This is a genomic window from Microcoleus sp. Pol10D4 (assembly GCF_036701555.1).
Taxonomy (GTDB): domain Bacteria; phylum Cyanobacteriota; class Cyanobacteriia; order Cyanobacteriales; family Microcoleaceae; genus Microcoleus.
This window is the reverse complement of sequence record NZ_JAUBRA010000008.1, coordinates 68,801-87,675: the sequence shown is the minus strand read 5'-3', so window position 1 is coordinate 87,675 and position 18,875 is coordinate 68,801. Positions and strand designations below refer to the sequence as shown.

Annotated in this window: 6 protein-coding genes; 4 read left to right on the top strand and 2 right to left on the bottom strand. The window is 42.8% G+C overall.

Annotation, left to right across the window (positions count from 1 at the left end; genetic code table 11):
* Positions 1-23: 23 nt before the first annotated feature.
* From QUA36_RS06810 to QUA36_RS06795, 4 genes are all read left to right on the top strand, one after another.
* Positions 24-2,462 (top strand): sacsin N-terminal ATP-binding-like domain-containing protein, encoded by a 2,439-nt coding sequence (locus tag QUA36_RS06810; RefSeq protein ID WP_333451188.1) that lies wholly within the window; start codon positions 24-26, stop codon positions 2,460-2,462.
* Positions 2,455-8,280, top strand: coding sequence for a DUF4433 domain-containing protein (locus QUA36_RS06805; RefSeq protein WP_333451190.1), 5,826 nt, complete (start codon positions 2,455-2,457; stop codon positions 8,278-8,280). The genes QUA36_RS06810 and QUA36_RS06805 overlap by 8 nt, the downstream gene beginning before the upstream one ends.
* Positions 8,261-8,935 (top strand): macro domain-containing protein, encoded by a 675-nt coding sequence (locus tag QUA36_RS06800; protein WP_333451192.1) that lies wholly within the window; start codon positions 8,261-8,263, stop codon positions 8,933-8,935. The genes QUA36_RS06805 and QUA36_RS06800 overlap by 20 nt, the downstream gene beginning before the upstream one ends.
* A gap of 391 nt (positions 8,936-9,326) precedes the next feature.
* On the top strand, positions 9,327-10,979 hold the full coding sequence (locus QUA36_RS06795; RefSeq protein WP_333451194.1) for a DUF349 domain-containing protein: 1,653 nt from the start codon (positions 9,327-9,329) through the stop codon (positions 10,977-10,979).
* A 439-nt stretch (positions 10,980-11,418) separates the two neighbouring features.
* Here the strand turns inward: QUA36_RS06795 and QUA36_RS06790 are convergent, their stop codons facing one another.
* Positions 11,419-16,917, bottom strand: coding sequence for a DEAD/DEAH box helicase (locus tag QUA36_RS06790; RefSeq protein ID WP_333456323.1), 5,499 nt, complete (start codon positions 16,915-16,917; stop codon positions 11,419-11,421).
* A 14-nt stretch (positions 16,918-16,931) separates the two neighbouring features.
* Positions 16,932-18,635, bottom strand: coding sequence for a hypothetical protein (locus QUA36_RS06785; RefSeq protein WP_333456321.1), 1,704 nt, complete (start codon positions 18,633-18,635; stop codon positions 16,932-16,934).
* Between the last annotated feature and the right edge of the window lie 240 nt (positions 18,636-18,875).

Sequence of the window (18,875 nt, the reverse complement as noted above, 5' to 3'; positions counted from 1 at the left end):
AACATAAGTAAAAGAAACTATATATGGCTGAACATCATCCACTAGGTGACATAGAATATCTTCGAGAGAATTTGCTAAAAAATTATAAATCAGGATTCCCTGTTCTCAAAGAGCTTGTTCAAAATGCTGAAGATGCAGGTTCGACCCACTTTGATTTTGGTTGGATCGAAGGTATCTCAAATGCAAAGCATCCTTTATTACGCACACCAGCTTTATTTATAGTAGATGATGGTACATTTACTAACGAAAATGCTCGTTCGATTCGCTACATAATTGGGGGAAGTAATAAGCCCAAAGAGCAAGATGCTATTGGAAAGTTTGGACTCGGACTAAAAAGTGTATTTCATTTATGTGAGGCATTTTTTTACATCGGTTCTGAGATTCAAAACCCACAATCCAAACGCGCTGACATTTTTAATCCTTGGGCAGATAGAGATGGAGATTTGTACCACCCTGAATGGGGCGAATTCGATCCAGAGGATTGCAATAAAGTCAAAGAGACTCTTCGCAAAATTATTGAACAACCCGAGTATCAATCCCAATGGTTTATTCTATGGATACCTCTAAGACAAATCAGCCATCAAACCCATAAACCAGAAGAAGAAGGTATCCAACTAGGATGTATTAAAAATGGTAAAGCAGATTTTTTCAATAAAGAGATTCCCAGTTTTTTGTCAGAGGAAGCAACTAAGTTAGAATTTACTCTTCTTCTCCCCTTACTGCATTCATTAAAAACTATTCGTTACTGGCAAAATGATTTGGATTGTGGTCAAGAAAAATATTTGATCGCTATTAAGTCTGAAAAGCGCCGCCATGCCGCTTTATCAAAACTGAATCCTTCTGAACCTCACGCTTTAAAAGGAAAAGTAAATCTTACTTCAACGTCTTCTTGTATTGATTTTGAGTTTAGTGGTCAAGAGATTATTCATGAAAATCCTAGTTTTACTAATATTCTCAATCGTGACAATTTTCCCACAAAATTCAAGAATATCAAACCACACACGGCTATAATTTTTGGTCGCTGGGGATCGCAACCTGCAAATTTAATGATACGCACAGCGGTATTTCTACCAATAGGAAGCAGTTTGAGCGATATATCATCACAGAATAGCTTTTGCTTAACACTGCATGGATATTTCTTTGTTGACTTTGCTCGCACAGGAATTCTGGGCTGGAATAATGAACGGCATATAATTGCTAGTCAGCGTTTTGAGGGTGACGATGATGATACTTTTTTGAAAAAAGAGTGGAACTTTACTCTATATAAATCTTTGCTAGGTAACATTCTAGATGCTTTAGAAAATTTTTCCCAAGACTTAAATAATGATGAGCTTGATATATTTTGTAAGGCTTTACACACAGTACCCTTATTTAGGGAAAACAGTCAAGAAATCTGTGAAAAGAAACAATGGATTTATCGAATTAATCCCCAAGAAGAACGCTGGCAATTAATTTCTTCAGGGCAAGTTCATCTACGCATACTCCCTAAAATACGACCAAACTGGGCATTTTTCCCACGACTTGAGAAACTTGCCGAGCAATACTGCTTAACCGTTGAAGGAAAACCGAACTTACTTGCAGGAAAAAATACTCTCACATGGAAATCAGACGAAATATGCGCTATTATAAATTCACTCGAACCTAGCAAAATTTTCTCGAATATAGATAATCTTAGCTTCCTCCAAGCTTTTTTAAGTCAGAAAGAAACTAAGGTTATCTTAAATGATGAAAAAGTGCAGGTAAGCTTAAGAGAACTTCTTCATAAAGCTTTTGCAAAACTTGGTATAGCAGAACTACAAAAGGATAAAATTCTTCCCTTTGTAAAGAAATTAGTAGAACTTCTGTCACCGAAAAATCGTTATGCGATCGCCAAATTTGACGCAAATGAGCCAACCGCCGTGCATAATGTTCTTAACGAGCTGTATGCACTCAACCTCGATCTGTTGCTTATCTATGAAATTTTTGAACCTGCATCACAACCTAGTCAAGCAATACTGAAACCTGAGCAAGCAGTTAAGGTACTTACTTGTCTTAGTAATATCTTGAAAGAAGATAGATCTATATACATTTGTAACCTTATTAAACAAGTTCTTAGCAAGTTTGATTTTCCTTTAATTATTATTGATAAACTAGCTGAGAAGTCATTATTTCCCGGCTATAAATATCGCGAGAAAAAGACTTACCTTTGGAGTTATGCTAAACTATGCGAAAGTCGCTCCAAAAACCTTCTTTTCACAGGTAAATACAATACCATAGCGGCTGCCCTAAATGAAGCCATTCCTGATTATGACTTCATATTCATTGAGGAGGATCTCGCAAGCATACTTAACAAAATTCCAAGTATGAAAGGTATTTCTTCACTCACACTTGATAGCTGTAAAAACCTGCTTGACAAAAAACCAAATTTGGCTGATTCTTACAAACGCATAAATCTATTGAAGGAGTTAATCCGTTATGTCTAAAGAATTACGTTACTTGCTGCATGGAAATAAGGAAAAATATGATGATGTACAAACATCCTTATACATCGCCTCTCAAGAAAGTACGCTATGGCAAAAGATTGGGTTACAAGTTCTCAAGAGCCGGAAAGAAGATTGGCGCTTGATTGATTCAGTATTAGTTGATCATATTCCTTCAACTCAGTTTAAAAACTTAAAGATTGAAAAGCTTCAAATTGATGAAGTTATCAATTTACTCCGTCTAAATACAGACTATCTTGATGAAAATAAGTTAGAACTAAATGAGCGATATGAACTTCTCCGCTATATCAGTCAAGACCCTGCTAATAAGGATTTATGGCGATCGCTAAAACTACATGAAACAGTTGATGGTACGCTCGAATATGTCCAAGCAGGTCGAGTGTATCTAGAAAACCCAAATTTTCCTTTAGATCTACGAATTAAGGATCATGTTGTTCTAATTCGATCCAATGGGAAAATTCGCCAGGATTGGATTGATTTATGGACTCCTGATGCAGCGATCGCAAAAGTTCTTAGCCTACCGAATCCTCATCAATACTATGACATCATTCTCCATGCACTGCAAAGGATGACTAATAATGAAAATAAAGAATTGTACAGAGAATCTTTAAAAAGTTCTGGGTGGCTTCCTCCAAATGGATATTGTCCACAAGACATACTCAGGTTGCCAAATAGTATAAAGCGATACGAAGACACGATCGCCAGCTTAGACAGCACAAAATATCCCGAAAACAAGTTACCACAATCGTTATCTAGTGCCGATCAATACACTTGGGTTCAAAAGTTGTTCGACTTTTGGGACGAGGAAAATGTCGTCAAAAAAGTGCTTGCTCATAATCAGAAAACGCCTGAATATTGGACGTATTTCCGTGAAGTTATCCTTGATGCCTTATCACGTATTTCAAATGATTTAAAAGAATCTCTCAAAACAGAAAGCTGGCTTGCTTTGAATGGGGATGGTGGCACAATCTCTCCATCGAAAATTATGATCATCCCAGAAAAACTCCAGAAACACTTATCAACATTAGTGGATTTGAGTGCTGGTGAATACACAGAAACTAGACAACTTTCGTTAAAGATCACCAAACACAAAAATTATCCTATTCTTCAGAAACTTTTTTCTACATGGGATGAAAATGATATTCTTGAATATATCTTCAACCAAACAGAGCCACATCAAAACTATCAGATCATTCTTGATGTATTTAGTAGTCTATGGAGTCAACAGCCACAAAAACTGCCTAACGCCAATAATCAAGGAAAACTCAAAACAAAGGCATGGCTGGCAACCGAACAAAAAAATAAGGCAGTGCATCCTGAAAATGTGCTGTATTACCGAGATTTGAGTAAAGAAATAGAGGACTTGCTACTACTACCAACAGTTTTTTCGGAATATATTTCATCTTCAGACTTAGCACTAACAATTAGTCGTAGTGACTGTTGGAAGTGGTTAACCAAAGAAGTATTCATCACGGAAGATGAAGCATTAATTGAGATTGGTAAACTTCTGAAGCAAGCGCCAGAATATCAGATTGGAGAGTTTTCTATAATAGAAGAGTTTCCCTTAGATAAATGCTTAGAAGCTTTCAAGCAGTTTGATGTTAGCTTTCTACCTGCCTGGAACTTTGCCAATAATCTATCAAAAAAAGAGAAATTTAAAACGTATCTGTTGCCAAACCTATTAGATAAAATGGACGTGGCAAAGCTCCGCGAGCTTCTAATATCGCTTTCTAGTCCCGCTTCTCAAGTCGATGCTGCTAATGCCGCTAATGTGGAAATTTTCAATACTTATCTTGGGTTAGCTATTAATTACGGAACATTCAGCACAGATATTTTACCCCACATCCATCTCCTTAATCGTAAAGGTCAGTGGAAAAGTCCTAATAAGTTAATAAAGGAAGGCAACAATATTGATGAGACTTATGTGCTAGATGAAAAGCAGTTAAATATTATACATTCATTCTTGAAATCAGAGACTCAAGGCAATCATGATTTACCAGAATCAGATGAAGTTTTAGAAGACAAAAATAGCATCTTGATAAATTACTTTAAAAAATGGGAGGATCACTGTCAATTAGAACCCATTGGAGCGTTTCTGAGTCTTTTCAAGAGTTCTGACAATAAGATTAAGAAACAGGCGGAATATTATCTAGGCAGACGTAATATAGAACATTTGCAAGCACGCTTGCTGAAAAATACAGAAAAACCCATTCGAGTTTTTCAAGTGCGTATTGGTCAGGCTGGAAATCGTACGTGCGATGCGGTTTCAATACTGGGATGTACTTTTGAAGCTGAACTTGCTAATCTAACTAATCCGGATAATTTTTTCGTAAATGAAGGTGAATTAGCCAGCAATACAAAACGGCTAGAACTGTTGCATATACAACCAGAACAACTTGATCGTACTGAGTTAGTGAGAATTATTAAAGACTCGACTAGAGTTCTTCTTGAAAAAGTTTATGGAGTCGAAACCAATTCGATAGAAGCAATTTGGGAAAATTTGCTAAATTCCGATCAGCTTGATATCCGAGTAGCTGAAAACTTGTTAATAAAGAGTGCTTCGTATATTCTGAGGACGCTTAGAATACATGATCTCAGTGTAACAATGCTCTTGAACAACTTAGACGACTTGCGTAACAAAGAAGCCGAATACGAACTAGAAGGTCTGGATGAAAAAAAACAAGCTACTGAAAAAGAGATTCAAGAAAAACTCTCTGAATTTTCAAATTTGCTAAAAAATAATGAAGGCGTAAAAGAGAGTTTACTAAAGTCTGTACGAGAAAAGATAACGCAGTATGGCTATCGTCCCCAGAGTATCCCCTTTGAGCTATTTCAAAATGCCGATGATGCCGTAGTTGAATGGCAAAAAATGTCATCGACAAAAGAAATTGAGGAAGAAAGAAAACAGTTTGTGGTGGTATTGAGCGATCGCCAGCTTTTATTTATTCATGCGGGTAGACCGATTGGGTGTTTCCAACATTCAGATAATCCACAGATAAACTATCGCGATGAGGGGTACCATCGCGACCTTGAAAAGATGTTGGCATTTAACATCTCTGACAAGGGAGTTGGCGTAACAGGGATGTTTGGCTTAGGATTCAAAAGTGTTTATCTCTTATGTAAACGACCGCGCATTTTAAGCAAGCGCTTAGGGTTTGCTGTCGAGGGTGGACTACTTCCATCACGCCTCTCCCCTGAAGAAACTAAAGCCTTGAAAGACAAATTAGACTCATACAAGATGCCTTCAGATGCAACAATTGTCGAACTAGAGTTAGATGGTGTTCAGCCGCAAGAAATTATCACGAAATTTCAAGAACTAGCAGGTATTTTAACTGTTTTTTCACGGGCTATTACAAAATATCGTTTTATTAACGAGATTGAAGATAATTACTCAAAATTATTTACATGGGAAAGAAAACCTTTTCTGGGTATTCAAGGTGTTGAAATAAATAGAATTACAATCAACGGTGAATACTCACTAAGACTTTGCCTGCGAACAGCATCGGGATCTGCTCTGCTATTAGACATGACCGAGAGAGACGGTAGGCTTAGTTGCACTACTTCTAAGAGTGCACCGACTTTTTGGGTAACAGCACCAACACAAGAAAAACTTGACGTTGGTTTTATATTGAATGCAGCTTTTAAAGTAACAACAGGAAGGACAAAGTTAGATCCAACAGGACAAAACAAAGAACTTGCTAATAATATTGGCATTGCGCTCGGTCAACTCCTAAAGAAATTGCGTGAAGCCAACTGGCAAGATGTAAAAGTGGCTCTAGGTTTTTCTAGCGTAGATAGTTACAGCTTTTGGGAATTTCTTTGGAAAGAACTAGCCGTTAATTGGCAAAAACTCGGTACTAATGAGCAGCGTGACCTGATTAGCGGTATTTTAGGCGGCGATCGCGGCATGGGATATCTCATCACCCACAGTGAAGCCCTACCAAACGGATTATATGATCACTATCGCCAATTAATTTCTCTTCATAGTGACATTAATTACTTCAAAGTGACAGGTAAACTCGCTGAGTATTCTTGCTTCTGTGAAGTTTCTAAATGGTCACACTTCCAGCAAAACTATCAAGGCAACCTAATTTCCCATACCCGATGGGAAGAGGCAAAAAAGCTGATTGGTGTAAAATTTGAGGGAAAATATACTTTTACTAACCTGCGACTAATAGATGTATTACAAAAGGAAATTGGAACCATTGAGCCAAAGGTAACACCCGAACAGGCAAAACAAATAGGAAATCTTATATCAAAAACTTTTTTAGATACCCTCAGCACATCTCCAGAGCATCCCGATCTACAAAGTTTCTTGGGTAACATTCGGTTTAACGCACAGGCTGGTAATGATTTACTCTCTGAACAATTGCTTTCAGCCACATCTGACCAACCCGAAGAAAAACGTTTAGTCGGCTTCGCTCCTGACGATCGCCTGTTGCATTCCAACTATATCGCCTCTGCCATAGATTTCTTCTATGCTTGTCGTTTCCGAAGAGATAGCGTTGTAATAGAAGTTCTTGTGCAATGGGCGCTACAGGCAGAAACGACCACAAAACGTAATGCAGTACACCACTACTTGTTACATGGAGATCATCGGGATGAACTTGCAAAAAGGCTTTACGAAAATCTTGCAAGCTCTTGGATGGCAAATGATCGTAATATTGTAGAGACACTCGAATTAATGGTACTCATCGGGATTAAGCGAGAAGAAAATTATGGAGTTCCACCAAGCGATTTAAGTCCAAATGAACCTGAATTTTCAGAAGAAGAGAAAGATTTTCAAGATCACGATCCAAACAGTGAAATCAGCACTCGTTGTACTAGCAACGACTTTTATTCATCCCGATCGCCTGCCGATTTTGAAGGATTTGCAGAGATGCTTCTAGCGGGACTTGAGCGCCAGCATTCACATTGGAAAGGCTACATTTACCACTTTACTCACGTTGAGAATGCAGTTTCAATTCTCCAGAGTGAGCAACTGCAATCGCGTAACCGTTGTAATAAATTTGTAGACTCGGCAGGTGCAAGCCTGATTGCTCACACAAGTAATGATGTAAAAAACTTAGCTCGCTTCTATTTACGTCCGAAAACACCGACACAATGGCACAATGAGGGGCTAGGCAAACGTAATGGTCAAATTTACGCCCTCTGTCCCGTGCCGATCTTTTTTAGACTGAATCTCAAGCGTGTACTGGACACACACGGCAGTAAATGTGGCGTTAGTAGTGGAAACCTCGCTGCTTCTGGTTCTCATTATGGCAATAGTATGGAGTTTCTGGAATACTTTGACTTTGATAATGTGTACTGCACTCAAGCAGGAAGAGAAACATTTCTAAGGGCATCACAGCAAGAGTTTGTTGTGCATGAATATCTAGATATTGCTAAGTTGAGCTTAGATGACATCACCATCATTTGCCGAAACGATCAGGAGAAAAAAACTTTAATGTGCTTGATCGGGCCAAACTCGAAGTACGCTAGTAGGGTGTTCACAGAAAAAGAGGAAGCAGCTAATTGTCGCGACCTGTTCCACCACGAAAATCCATTTGTTGAGGTTAAGGATAACGCAGGTTTTATAGAAGCAAAAATCGAAAAATATGATGATTTTAAAATTGAAGGTGAATTAATCCTTAGCTTTGTTAAAGCAAATTCACTAGAAGGAAAAATTAGCTCTAAAGATAATGCCCGATCAAGAATCTGCATTCAGCTACAATCGAATCCCAACACCCCGATAATGGTATACTTTCAAGAACGTGAAAAAAAATGGTTAATCTACACTAATGAATCTCGAAATTATTAAGGGCAATTTATTTGCCTCCAAGTGCCAAACACTGGTTAACACAGTGAATTGTGTTGGTGTAATGGGTGCTGGGATTGCGCTGGAGTTTCGTCTGCGCTACCCAGAGATGTATACACGCTATGTTGAGCTTTGTAAACAAAAGCAGATGGAGATTGGTAAGTTATGGCTTTATAAAAGCGATCGCTGTTGGGTGCTGAATTTCCCGACGAAAAACCATTGGAAAAAACCTTCAGATGCAAAGTTTCTTGAGCTAGGCTTACAGAAGTTCGTCAATACTTACAAAGAAAAAGGGATTACCTCGATCGCGTTTCCTCTACTCGGTACTCAGAATGGGGGAATCCCTACAGATGAATCTTTAGCGATCATGCAGAAATATTTAAGCCATTGCGACATCCCTGTTGAGATTTACCACTTTGACCCTGACGCGCCTGATGATCTGTTTACCGACTTAAAGACAGAATTTCTAAGACTATCTGAGAGTGAACTGATAGAGGTGACGGGTTTGGGTAAGGCTTATATCAAACGAGTGCGGGAAGTAATAGAGGGTGCTCGTACATACAGTCTCGCCGCATTCCTAGAAACAGAGGGAATTGGGCTAAAAACCGTAGAAAAAACGTTATGCTTGCTAAGAGATCGGGGTGAAATGAGCAGTTGAACAGAAACTTACGCTAAGGAAATGATTGTGCCGTTTTGAATATTGCGATGGTTTCTTATAAACCTGTACCAATTGATCTATCTGAAATTTAAAAGCCTCAAATCCTTACTTGTAGCGACCTGCAATACTAAACGCTTAAACCCCTGCAATCAAAACATTTTGGAGTTTAGACTAAGCAGGTCAAAAAGTGCGAGCGCTGTGAGACTAGCGAACAGTTCTCAAGAAGGGCAATGGTCGCTGGCGAAAAGCTATCAGACTCAAACAGAAAATAAATACCAGCGACCGTTGACGTTCTTCGAGGGAGATTCAAAAGTTGGGTGACGATCGCACTTTTTAACCTGCTTAGTCTAAACTCTAATTTTAATGAACGTCAAACTTGTGGTGAATTGATATGCCAAGAGTGAACTTTGATAAGGGTTGGTCGAGACTGCATCGATTTACTGGTGGCAAGGACAACCCCGATGTTATTAGTCGTTGGAGTTGTCGAGGTAAATCAGGCATTTATCTAATTTCTGATGGAAGTGATTATGAAATTTTGTATGTGGGGAAAGCCAATTCTATTGATACTCGCCTACAGGAGCACATGGAGGCTAAGGGATACGGCAATGCTCGAATTGCTGCGGATATTGCTAGTGGCAAAACCTTTACTCTGCGCTGGATACTGTCTAGAGATCCAGATCTTTCAGAGTCGATTGCTATTGTCGTTTTGACTCCCAGGTACAACGGGAGATGTGAATGGAAGAGGGGGGTTGATAAGGTTGACCTACTTTCATGTTTGCAAGAAGCTGAGCGGATTGGTCTAGTTGAATCTAAAGAAAAAGTAGAAGAAAACTTAATTCTTAATCTCTGTAATGCCTTGGAGATTAGGATTTCTGAGCTCCGTCATAAGAAGAGTGAGCTTTGTAATCAAGCCGAGGCATTGAGTAACTCAACGAACTGGAAAGATGGCGAAGAACGCTTGAAGAAGATGCAGGCTGAATGGAAAAAATTAGGGTTTGCAGGAAAATTTTTTGATGACGTAGCCTGGGGGCGCTTCAAATATGCAATAGATACGTTTTACGAACGTCGTAGGGCTTATTTTGCACGGAAAAAAAGTGAACTCTGTAGCCAAGTTGAGGCATTGAATAAATCAGACAAGTGGAAGGAAGCTGAGGAGGGCTTAAAGCAGTTACAGTCTGAGTGGAAGCAATTAGGATCTGCGGGAAAAGAGTTTGACGAGGCAATTTGGTTTCGTTTTAAGAATTCGATCGATGCGTTTTACGAACGCCGTAAAGCTCATTTTGCTCAGAAGGAGTGTGAGTATGAGGAAAATAAACGCAAGAAGGAGCAACTTTGCAGAGAAGCAGAATCGCTGCTCTACTTTACTGACTGGAAAAAAGCTGGAGATACATTTAAGGCTTTAAGCGTTCGCTGGAAATCAACAGGTTCTGCTGGACGAGACCATGAGGAGAAACTTTGGCAGCGATTCAAGTCAGCTAGGGACAAGTTTCATGAACGGAGAAGTGAGTATTTCAATCACCAAGAACGAGAACAACTTGAAAACTTAGATCGTAAGCTCAGAATGTGTGCCGAGGCAGAAGATATCTCTGCTATCGGTGCAAGAATAGCAGGAAACGTTCGGGACTCTGTTCAGCGAATAAAGCAACTTCAAGCTGATTGGAAAACAATTGGTCATGTTCCTCGAGATCGACTGGAACAGGTACAAGACCGCTTCCGTCAAGCTTGTAACAAAGTTTTTGAGTGGGATCGACAAGAGCGGGAACGCAAGCAGGCGGAATGGCGGGAAAAAATGAAGGAGATTATTGCCAATAAAAAGGAGCAAGCGAACCGTATTCGTGATTCTATCCGTCATGATGAGCAAATTATCAACCAGAAATGGGATACCATGTCCAACTTACGTCCTGGCGGTAGAGCTTCAGAAATTCGAGAGCATTTGGAGGAGCAGATTCGAGATATCCAGCGTAAGATCGACTCGAAATACGAGAAGGTGAGGGATATCGAAAGCTCAATCCGTGATCTAGAAATCAAGGTCTACGGTTTCTAAACTTCTATGGAAAGCAAAAAGTCTAAATGGGATTGAGCCGAGATACAAATACGGTGTTTGAGTAGCAATCGTGCAGAAACTAACGTATACGTTTAATAACTCAGAGTACCCTTTTTCGGATCTAAAGGACTACCCCCCATTCGTCTGGTGGTCGCGAATTCTCAAGTATCCCAGCGCGATCGCTCTGCAATCAAATCATAAAGGAGAGCGAAAAATTTTGGGGGAGATAGGGACTGGCAGTAAGATGACCTAATGTCCGAGTCATCTTTCCCTTTCATTTATCAACTGAAGGTGGTGCTGCTGGGCATCAGCCCCATGATCTGGCGACGGGTACTTGTCAGCCTCCCCTAAAATTTTTCGCTCTCCTACTCGTCCAGGTTTCAGCCATCACATGGCACTTTGTTGCAGCTTCGCTACCTTTACCCCTTGTAACAGGCGACTAAAACCAATCAGGACGATCCCGAATAGTAGTTGCCTTTGCTTTACCCAATAAAATCCGTCCGATTCGGAAGAAATGGGCAGCCATCGATTGAGGGTCATCCAAAGAGCCGACAGGAATTTCAAATACTTCATAACCCTGGTTCCGCAACTCGTCGCGAATAGCTCGATCGCGCTGCTGTCTGTCTGGATCTCCGTGAAGATTCCGGCTCATGCCGTCGAGGTAAATGCAGATGCCGTCAGAACGTTCTAACGGGTCTTCATAAAAGAAATCAGGTATGCTTGTTCCCAGCGGTCTGCCCAAGTCAATCGGATGCTGTGCGATAGGAGTAGGAAAACCCGCCCGCAGCAGCATATCTCGCAGAATAGTTTCTTTGTCATTAACAGGCTTTCCTCCCTCAGCATAGGTATTGGGTAATTTTGGCGGAATATCGTGGCTAAATGTTAGACTGTGCCCCCAATCGTTGAGTTTTTCAGCAGCTTTGTGGCGGTTTAAGTAGCGGTGGTAGTACGAATTTCGGTAGGTAAACAAGCAATCAATGCAAGCGCTGTCGCAGGCTCCAGAGCAGCGCGCCGCAACCTCTAAAGCAGCAGAAGTTACATCAGTCCAGCGTTCAATCATTTGCTCTAGCAGCCCCGAACCTCCCGGCATAGGGTCGTAGAGCAGCACGTCCACTTTTTCTTGACCGGGATGGGCGATCGCGAGTACCTGCAAATCTTCCAATTCCATGTCCAGTACCAGGGACGCGCCCACTCGCAGTGATTCGGCAATGCTGTAAGCACAAGAGCGATCGCTGCAATCGAGTACGCTCAAAGCATCGGCGATCGCGTCGGCAAAAAATCCCGTATTCTGCACGGACTGACCGCAGCGCTCAGCGTGTTCGTTGGCGAAATTCTCCCGATCCGCTGGTGATGCTAAGGGCGACCGGCTTTGACCGCACACCAAGCAAACGGGATACCCCAGAGTTCCGCTGTAAACCAAATTCGCTGCGCCGACGTTGACCAGGCGCAGGTGTACCCCAGAACGCAACTGCACCGTTTTCTCTCCCCAGTGAAACGCTTTGCCACCGCCGTGCCGATTTTGTTCGTAGCCAATCACCGATACAGCCAATTGGAAGCGGTAGTCCTCTTCGTCGGTAATGTGAGACTGGTGGGGCAAATCTACATCGCAGACAGGCACGGCTTGTAGGGATGTAGCTCCCAAACCGGCGCTAATTCCAGAAGCTTTTATTCCCACTTCCGCGATCGCCTCATTAGCCACATCTACTTGGAACAGCGTAATCTGCTGTTGCGGTTCCAAGTGGTAGAAGCGAGGCACGAAACGATTGCCATTAGCATAAATCAGATTCCCCGGAACGTATTCTCGCAGGGCCATAGCCGGAGGTCGAGGCAGTTCAAAGTCCGACACCCCTACTAAATGTCGCGGCACTTGTGCCGTTCCTGACACCGAACCCCCCTCCAAACCGTAGCCGGGGAGGAAGCCTTCGGAAGCCAGGACGCTGTAAGTGTTCGTGTCGTCGAACCCCTCAGCTTCGCGTTTCTTGCGGGATTGAATGCCCTTGAGCCGCTTGACGAGGCGATCGCACCGCTGTCTGAGAGCTTCTTCATCGGGATCTAAAGTTCCCTTGCGCTGGCGCACGTTATCTAGGCGACTCATCTGGTCTAGCGCCCACTGCAACCTGCGCCAGATTCGTTCTATGACTTCACTCAGGTGTTCGCCGGTTTTTGCAATATAGTCGCGCAGCACTTCATCCAAGACGACATTGGCAATTTCTGGTGGCCATTCCTGGGCAAAGACTTGGCGAACCGAGTCGAATAGCGCCGTTTCGTGTTTGGTAATTAATTCAGTAAAGGCGCTGACATCGAGGGCTTGAGAACGGACGTGTCCTTTCTCATCAAAGAGGTATTGCTTCACCTGGTTAGGAAAGCACTGTTCCAGCACCCTGTTAATTTCTTCCCCTTCCCGACTCCCAACTCCCGCCGATCGCACCAACTGGTGCAGTGCCGTCAGCACTGTAGCGTGGACGTGCTTTTCGATCATCAGGTTGTTGCGGAGATTGAAGCGAGGGGGAGTAATCAAACCTCCCAGCAATTTTAGGGGCTCGTTAAAATAGGCGCGATCGTGGCTGGCTTGACGGGCATAGGTTAAATTAACAGCCATGCGGTGCTGCCGTCCCGCACGTCCGGCACGTTGCCAGTAGTTGGCGGGTAGGGGCGGCACGTTCCGCATCAAGACTGCATCCAAAGCGCCGATATTGACGCCGAGTTCTAGGGTGGGAGTACAGACGAGGGTATTTACCAGCTCGTTCTCTCCTTTGAACATCAGCTCTAAAATTTCTCGGTCTTTAGCCGGCACCTGGGCAGAGTGTTCGCGGGGGCGAATTGTGGCAAACTGCTCGTCTAGCACCATCAAATCGTAATCATCGCCGCTTTCGGCTTCAAATTGCAGGGTGCCGGTGCAGCGCCAAGCCATGCACGCCATTTTAGGGGTGGGGCGAATGTGGGCGCGGCGGCACAAGTTGCAGCGGTAGATGCCTTTGTGGGGGGCGAGGCGCAATTTGTCGGCATCGATTTGCCGGACGCCCGCACAGCCAGGAATGGCTCGGTTGCGCCATCCTGTCAGGGTGACGGGTGTGAGAAGTTGCAAATCTTCCGCTAGCAGTTGCCAGAGTTCTTCAAAAAATTCTGGGATGTCGTCTTGGGGAATGCCCCAGCGCTTCGCGGCTTGACGCGCTAGGGTGTTGCCTTTATTGCTGAGCCATTGCTGGACGCGGTTTTTATCATCTCCCGGTTCTCGTTGCAGTTTAAGGGCTTTGGGGACGCCTTGCAATAAGGGGAGATAGCCGCGCTGGATCTCGAAGTCGCCTTCTTGCCAGAACCGGGAAAAAATCCGCCCTTCGCGATCGCACAACACTGCCCCCCGCCGCGTGACATCTAGCAGGGAGGCAATGCCATTGACTAATTCTTCTGGGGCAATTCTCAACTGTACCGCCCATTTGAGAATGAATGGCATTGCCGGGACGAGTCCGGCATATTCAATTTGCATCCGCCCCCAGGGTTCCAAACCGATGCGCTGCTTGACGCCAGTGGCGACTTCTCGGAGTACCTGAATTCGCAAAAATCGCTTGCGTTCTTCGCTGTGTCTGACGCCTTCAGCTTCTTTGCGGTGAATGCGCCAGACTTCGGGGACGAGGGTACGACTGAGTTCGTCGTCGGCGTCTAGGAGATCGTCCAGGTAGGCGGTTAAGTCGCCAATCGAGACAGCACCTTGCTGGATGCGATTGTACATGAGACTTCGCAGGCGGTAGCGGCGAGCGTGGTCTTGCATCCACCCGGCTTGAAATGCAGCATCTTGTCGGTTGTCGGCAAAGACGAGCAAGCGGCGGCGTTCGGCGTGGTGAATCATATTTTGCGCCAAAACGTGAACGTCAGACACCGTGACGGCGCGAACCTCGCGGGTGGGTTCGCGGAAACCGCCGACACTGTTACGCCCCAAGGCTTGACAAGTGACGCAAGATGCGAGTTTTCCGGGGTGTTTCGATTTCTGGCGGACGGCGAGAAGGGTGACAAGGTTGCTAGGGCGATCGCATCCGTCGCAGCGCTTGAGAATGTTAGATTTTGAATCTTGGCCGGTTGAATGGAGGGTGCCGCAGTACCGACACAAGTAAATTGGAACCGTTGAATTGGGATAATGTTGATTCCCACGAACTGACTCCCGACTCCCATCTCTTGATTTTCGACTCCCATCTCCCGACTCCTGACTCTCATCTCCCGATTCTTCATCGAAATCGTCGTTGACGAGGCGATCGAGGAGGATGACGCGAGTTCCTCCCTGTTCGGTGCTTAAAGGTTTCCAGACAATTTGATTTTCAACTAATTGACCGCCTTCTGGCAATTTGTCAAAGAATTTGAAGTCGGCAACCTGATGGATGAAATAGTGCTGCCCGCAGGTGGTGCAGGTGGTTACAGGAAGTCGAAATAAGCCGTCGCCGTTTTCTCCGGCTGCATCTTCGGCAGATAACCACAATCGCGGGCGTTCTTGCTCCCGACTCCTGACTCCCGAACTTGACGGAAAAGTGACGACAGCACCGCCGACACCCCGGATGAAGCCGTGGATGACGGGGCGCAGCAGGGGGCGGCTGTTTTTGCGAGAAGTGGCACCCAATGCCAACCAGGCGAGAACTTCGGTTTCCGGTACGGGGCGTCTGACTCGCCGTTCCAAGTCAGCAATCAATTCTGAAAGCAAGCGCGGATTTCTTAAAGCTTCGGCAAGTTGGAATACCAGTTCGTTGCTGGCTAGGTGGTGGTAGAGACTTTCTTGCCAGTTTGTGGCATCAAGGGAAGTTCCCGTCATTCCTTGGAAAACGGCTTTGACTAGAATGCCCGCCTGTTCTCCGGCTTCTACCGCTTCGAGGACGTTTTTCAGGTGAACGGCTGGGTTGCCAGCCAGGGGTAGGGGAATTTGCCGCGAAGTCTCCCAGATGTCGGGTTCGTATTCTTCACCGACGATCGCGACGCTATCTTTCCGAACCCCGAAAAACCGCGCTGCGAAGTCTCGCCCTGCTTCTTTACCCAGTAGGGGATCGGCTATGGTGGCGGAGGTGGCAATACAGGTGGTTTCAGTGGCGCTTTTGCCACAAAATGTCCGCAATCGGCGAATTAAGCAAGCGGTTTCGGCACCAGCAGCCCCGGTGAAGGTGTGGGCTTCGTCAAATACCAGATATTCTAATAGGGCGTTATTAAATAATTTGACATCCCGCTGGCGGGTAAGCAGCAGTTCTAATTGCTTGACGTTGGTGAGGAGGATGCGGGGTGGAGATTTCCGCATTTCCTCGCGGGAAACTCGTTCTTCTGGGGGATAGACGGCGTAGGATTGTTTTTCTTTTTGGGCTTTTTCGGCTTCTTTGCGGTAGTCGAGGTGCGAGGAGCCTTGTTTGAGGCGTTTGCCGGAGGCGTCTGCTGTTTTCTCTGGGGTTTTGCCGACGTACATTCCAAATGTAACGCCGCTTCCGGCGAGTAATTCCCGCAAGCGTCCGAGTTGATCTTCGGCAAGGGCGTTCATGGGGTAAACAATGACGGCGACGATTCCCCCTGGTGCTTCTTCGTCTCGTAGTTCTAAGCAGTGGCTAATAATGGGATAGAGGAAGCATTCGGTTTTGCCGGAACCGGTGCCGGTGGAAACTAAGGTGGTTTTGCTATCGGCGATCGCTCGGATGGCTGTTTCTTGATGTCCGTAGACGTTGGGGTGAGGGGCAATCTGGCGGAGGTGCGGGTGTAAGATGCCTTCGGAAATTAAGTCAGCAAGACTGGCACCTTTGCGAAAGATGCGGCTGAGGCTGATATATGGCCCTTTAAAAAGGGGCGTGCGCCTGGTTTCCTCTAAGTTGAGGAGGTGGCGCATTTGGGCGTAAAGGTTGGTATCGGCGAAAGGATACGCGGTGAGTTGATATTTGAGAAAGTCGCTGACAATTTTCTCGGTGTAGGAGATCGGGTTGAGCATAATTACTTGTATATCTATTTACTTATTTTTTTGCATTTAAATGTTCTTAATTCGTCTTTTTTTAAAAAATATTCTACACCTCCTTCTTGTTCTATATAATAAAAACCTTTTTCTTCTTGTTCCCATTTTACAAAAGTGCCTTTAACTATTGTGTTACTGTTCAATATTGCTACAAAATTTTGCGATTTTTCTGCATCTTTTTCTGCATCTTTTTCTGCATCTTTTTCTGCATTTTTTTCTGATTCTGATTCTGATTCTGGATTTTCAAGAAAAACAATTTGATTTGTTTTCGTTTTTTTAGAAGTATTTTTTTCTGATTTTTGTTGCTTAATAAGAGTTTCTAAATCTCCAAGCTTATTTTTGTTTAATTTTTTTTGTGCCAAATCAATTTTTTCTTGAAATAATTCATCATTGATTGTCTCAGATTCCTCCCAGTTAAGCTCGGAGATAATGTTACCAACTCCTTTCCGAGCTTTTGATTGTTTGTTTCGCTTGTCTAAATTTTCATTATTATCTAAATAATCTAATTGTTTGGGGTAGAAACTTTGAATTTTATCAGCAAAGACGGTTATAAACGTCATATCAAGATTTGAGATAGATATATTAACTTTTTCGTAATCCCAGATTAAAAGTCTTAAAAGATTAGAGTTTTCAGTTACTCTTTTTACTTTTTTTTCCCACTCGCGAATTTTTTCTTGAACTTCATTTTCCTTTAAACTTTTTATAATATTAAGTTCTTGTAGGCGTCGGATTTCGTGTTCTATGATTCTCAAATGATTTTGCAGCTTCTCTTCTATAAAATTTTTTAGAATTTTACAGTAAAAATTTACAAAAATCTCTAATTCTTTTTCAATTAGATTGCTAATATTCAGGGGAACCCATTTACCCAATAAAGTTTCTATACTAAAAAATCCCAAAAAACCATCAGGAATAGGTTTTGGGTAATCTTCAAAAAAAGATTTTATATTGATTGGATCGTCCGAAAGAATACCACTTTGTTTTACGCTCCAATTGTTATATTCTGTACGATCTGCCATTTTTTTGCGTCTTTGGATTTCTGTTTCAGAAAGTGTTAAACGAAACATTAAATCTGTTTGATGGGATTGATCCCATTGGTGATAAAATACTCCTAAAGATAATAGTTTACTAGCAAACAGCAGTTCTTTATCTTCTGATAAATTTGTAATGCCGTGATTTGTTTTCGCTTCTCTAAAAATTTTGATGAATTCTTCTAAAAAGTAGGGAGAATCTTTAGCGGTAGTAATTTGCCCGATTTCAAGATTTCTAGAGAAGCCAGACTGAGTAAAATTGCCTGAAGTAATTATCGCGAATCCTTGATGAATATCATTAATTTTTTCTTCGCTAATAAGTGCGTAAGATTTAGCATGAAATAAAGTGGAGGCTTTAATTGGAGTCAAGGAAATCTTGTCTTTTGGTAAGCCCGTTCGCTCGCATATATCTTTCACAAACATATCGATATCTATAAAATTTCTAATCCATTCTTCACGATCGATAAGTATATGAACGCCTGATAAATTTTTCAATGTTTGACGTAGAAATGTTGTCACATTTTTGGCTATATCGGGCTTAAAATAACAAGTCATAGCGTAAAATATCCATTTATCGTCTGGATAATCTTTAGATATTTTTTCAATTAACTCCTTTAAAGTCATTGATAATGAGGTGTTCTTAGATTGGTTAAAGAAAAAAAGGCTCATGGGCACTCTCCAAATATTTAAGTTGTGTGCAATAAAGAATGAGGTCGCTCAGGTAAATATTTTTACAAATCGCTCAGGGATAGTTGGACTCACTTGACAAGCATTCTGACTAGCGGATCGCCCACCCGCCTTGGCAGCTCGAATATACAAAGCAGCATTATATCTTTACCAAATCTTTGATAATTAGAGCACAAAATCGCTTAAAAGGAAGAAAAGTGTTTTTCAGATTAGGGTGGTTAT

Bases quoted from the DNA above. Each gene is read 5' to 3' on its own strand.
- QUA36_RS06810 (WP_333451188.1), top strand. From the start codon at position 24: ATGGCTGAACATCATCCACTAGGTGACATAGAATATCTTCGAGAGAAT.
- QUA36_RS06805 (WP_333451190.1), top strand. From the start codon at position 2,455: ATGTCTAAAGAATTACGTTACTTGCTGCATGGAAATAAGGAAAAATAT.
- QUA36_RS06800 (WP_333451192.1), top strand. From the start codon at position 8,261: ATGAATCTCGAAATTATTAAGGGCAATTTATTTGCCTCCAAGTGCCAA.
- QUA36_RS06795 (WP_333451194.1), top strand. From the start codon at position 9,327: ATGCCAAGAGTGAACTTTGATAAGGGTTGGTCGAGACTGCATCGATTT.
- QUA36_RS06790 (WP_333456323.1), bottom strand. From the start codon at position 16,917: ATGCTCAACCCGATCTCCTACACCGAGAAAATTGTCAGCGACTTTCTC.
- QUA36_RS06785 (WP_333456321.1), bottom strand. From the start codon at position 18,635: ATGAGCCTTTTTTTCTTTAACCAATCTAAGAACACCTCATTATCAATG.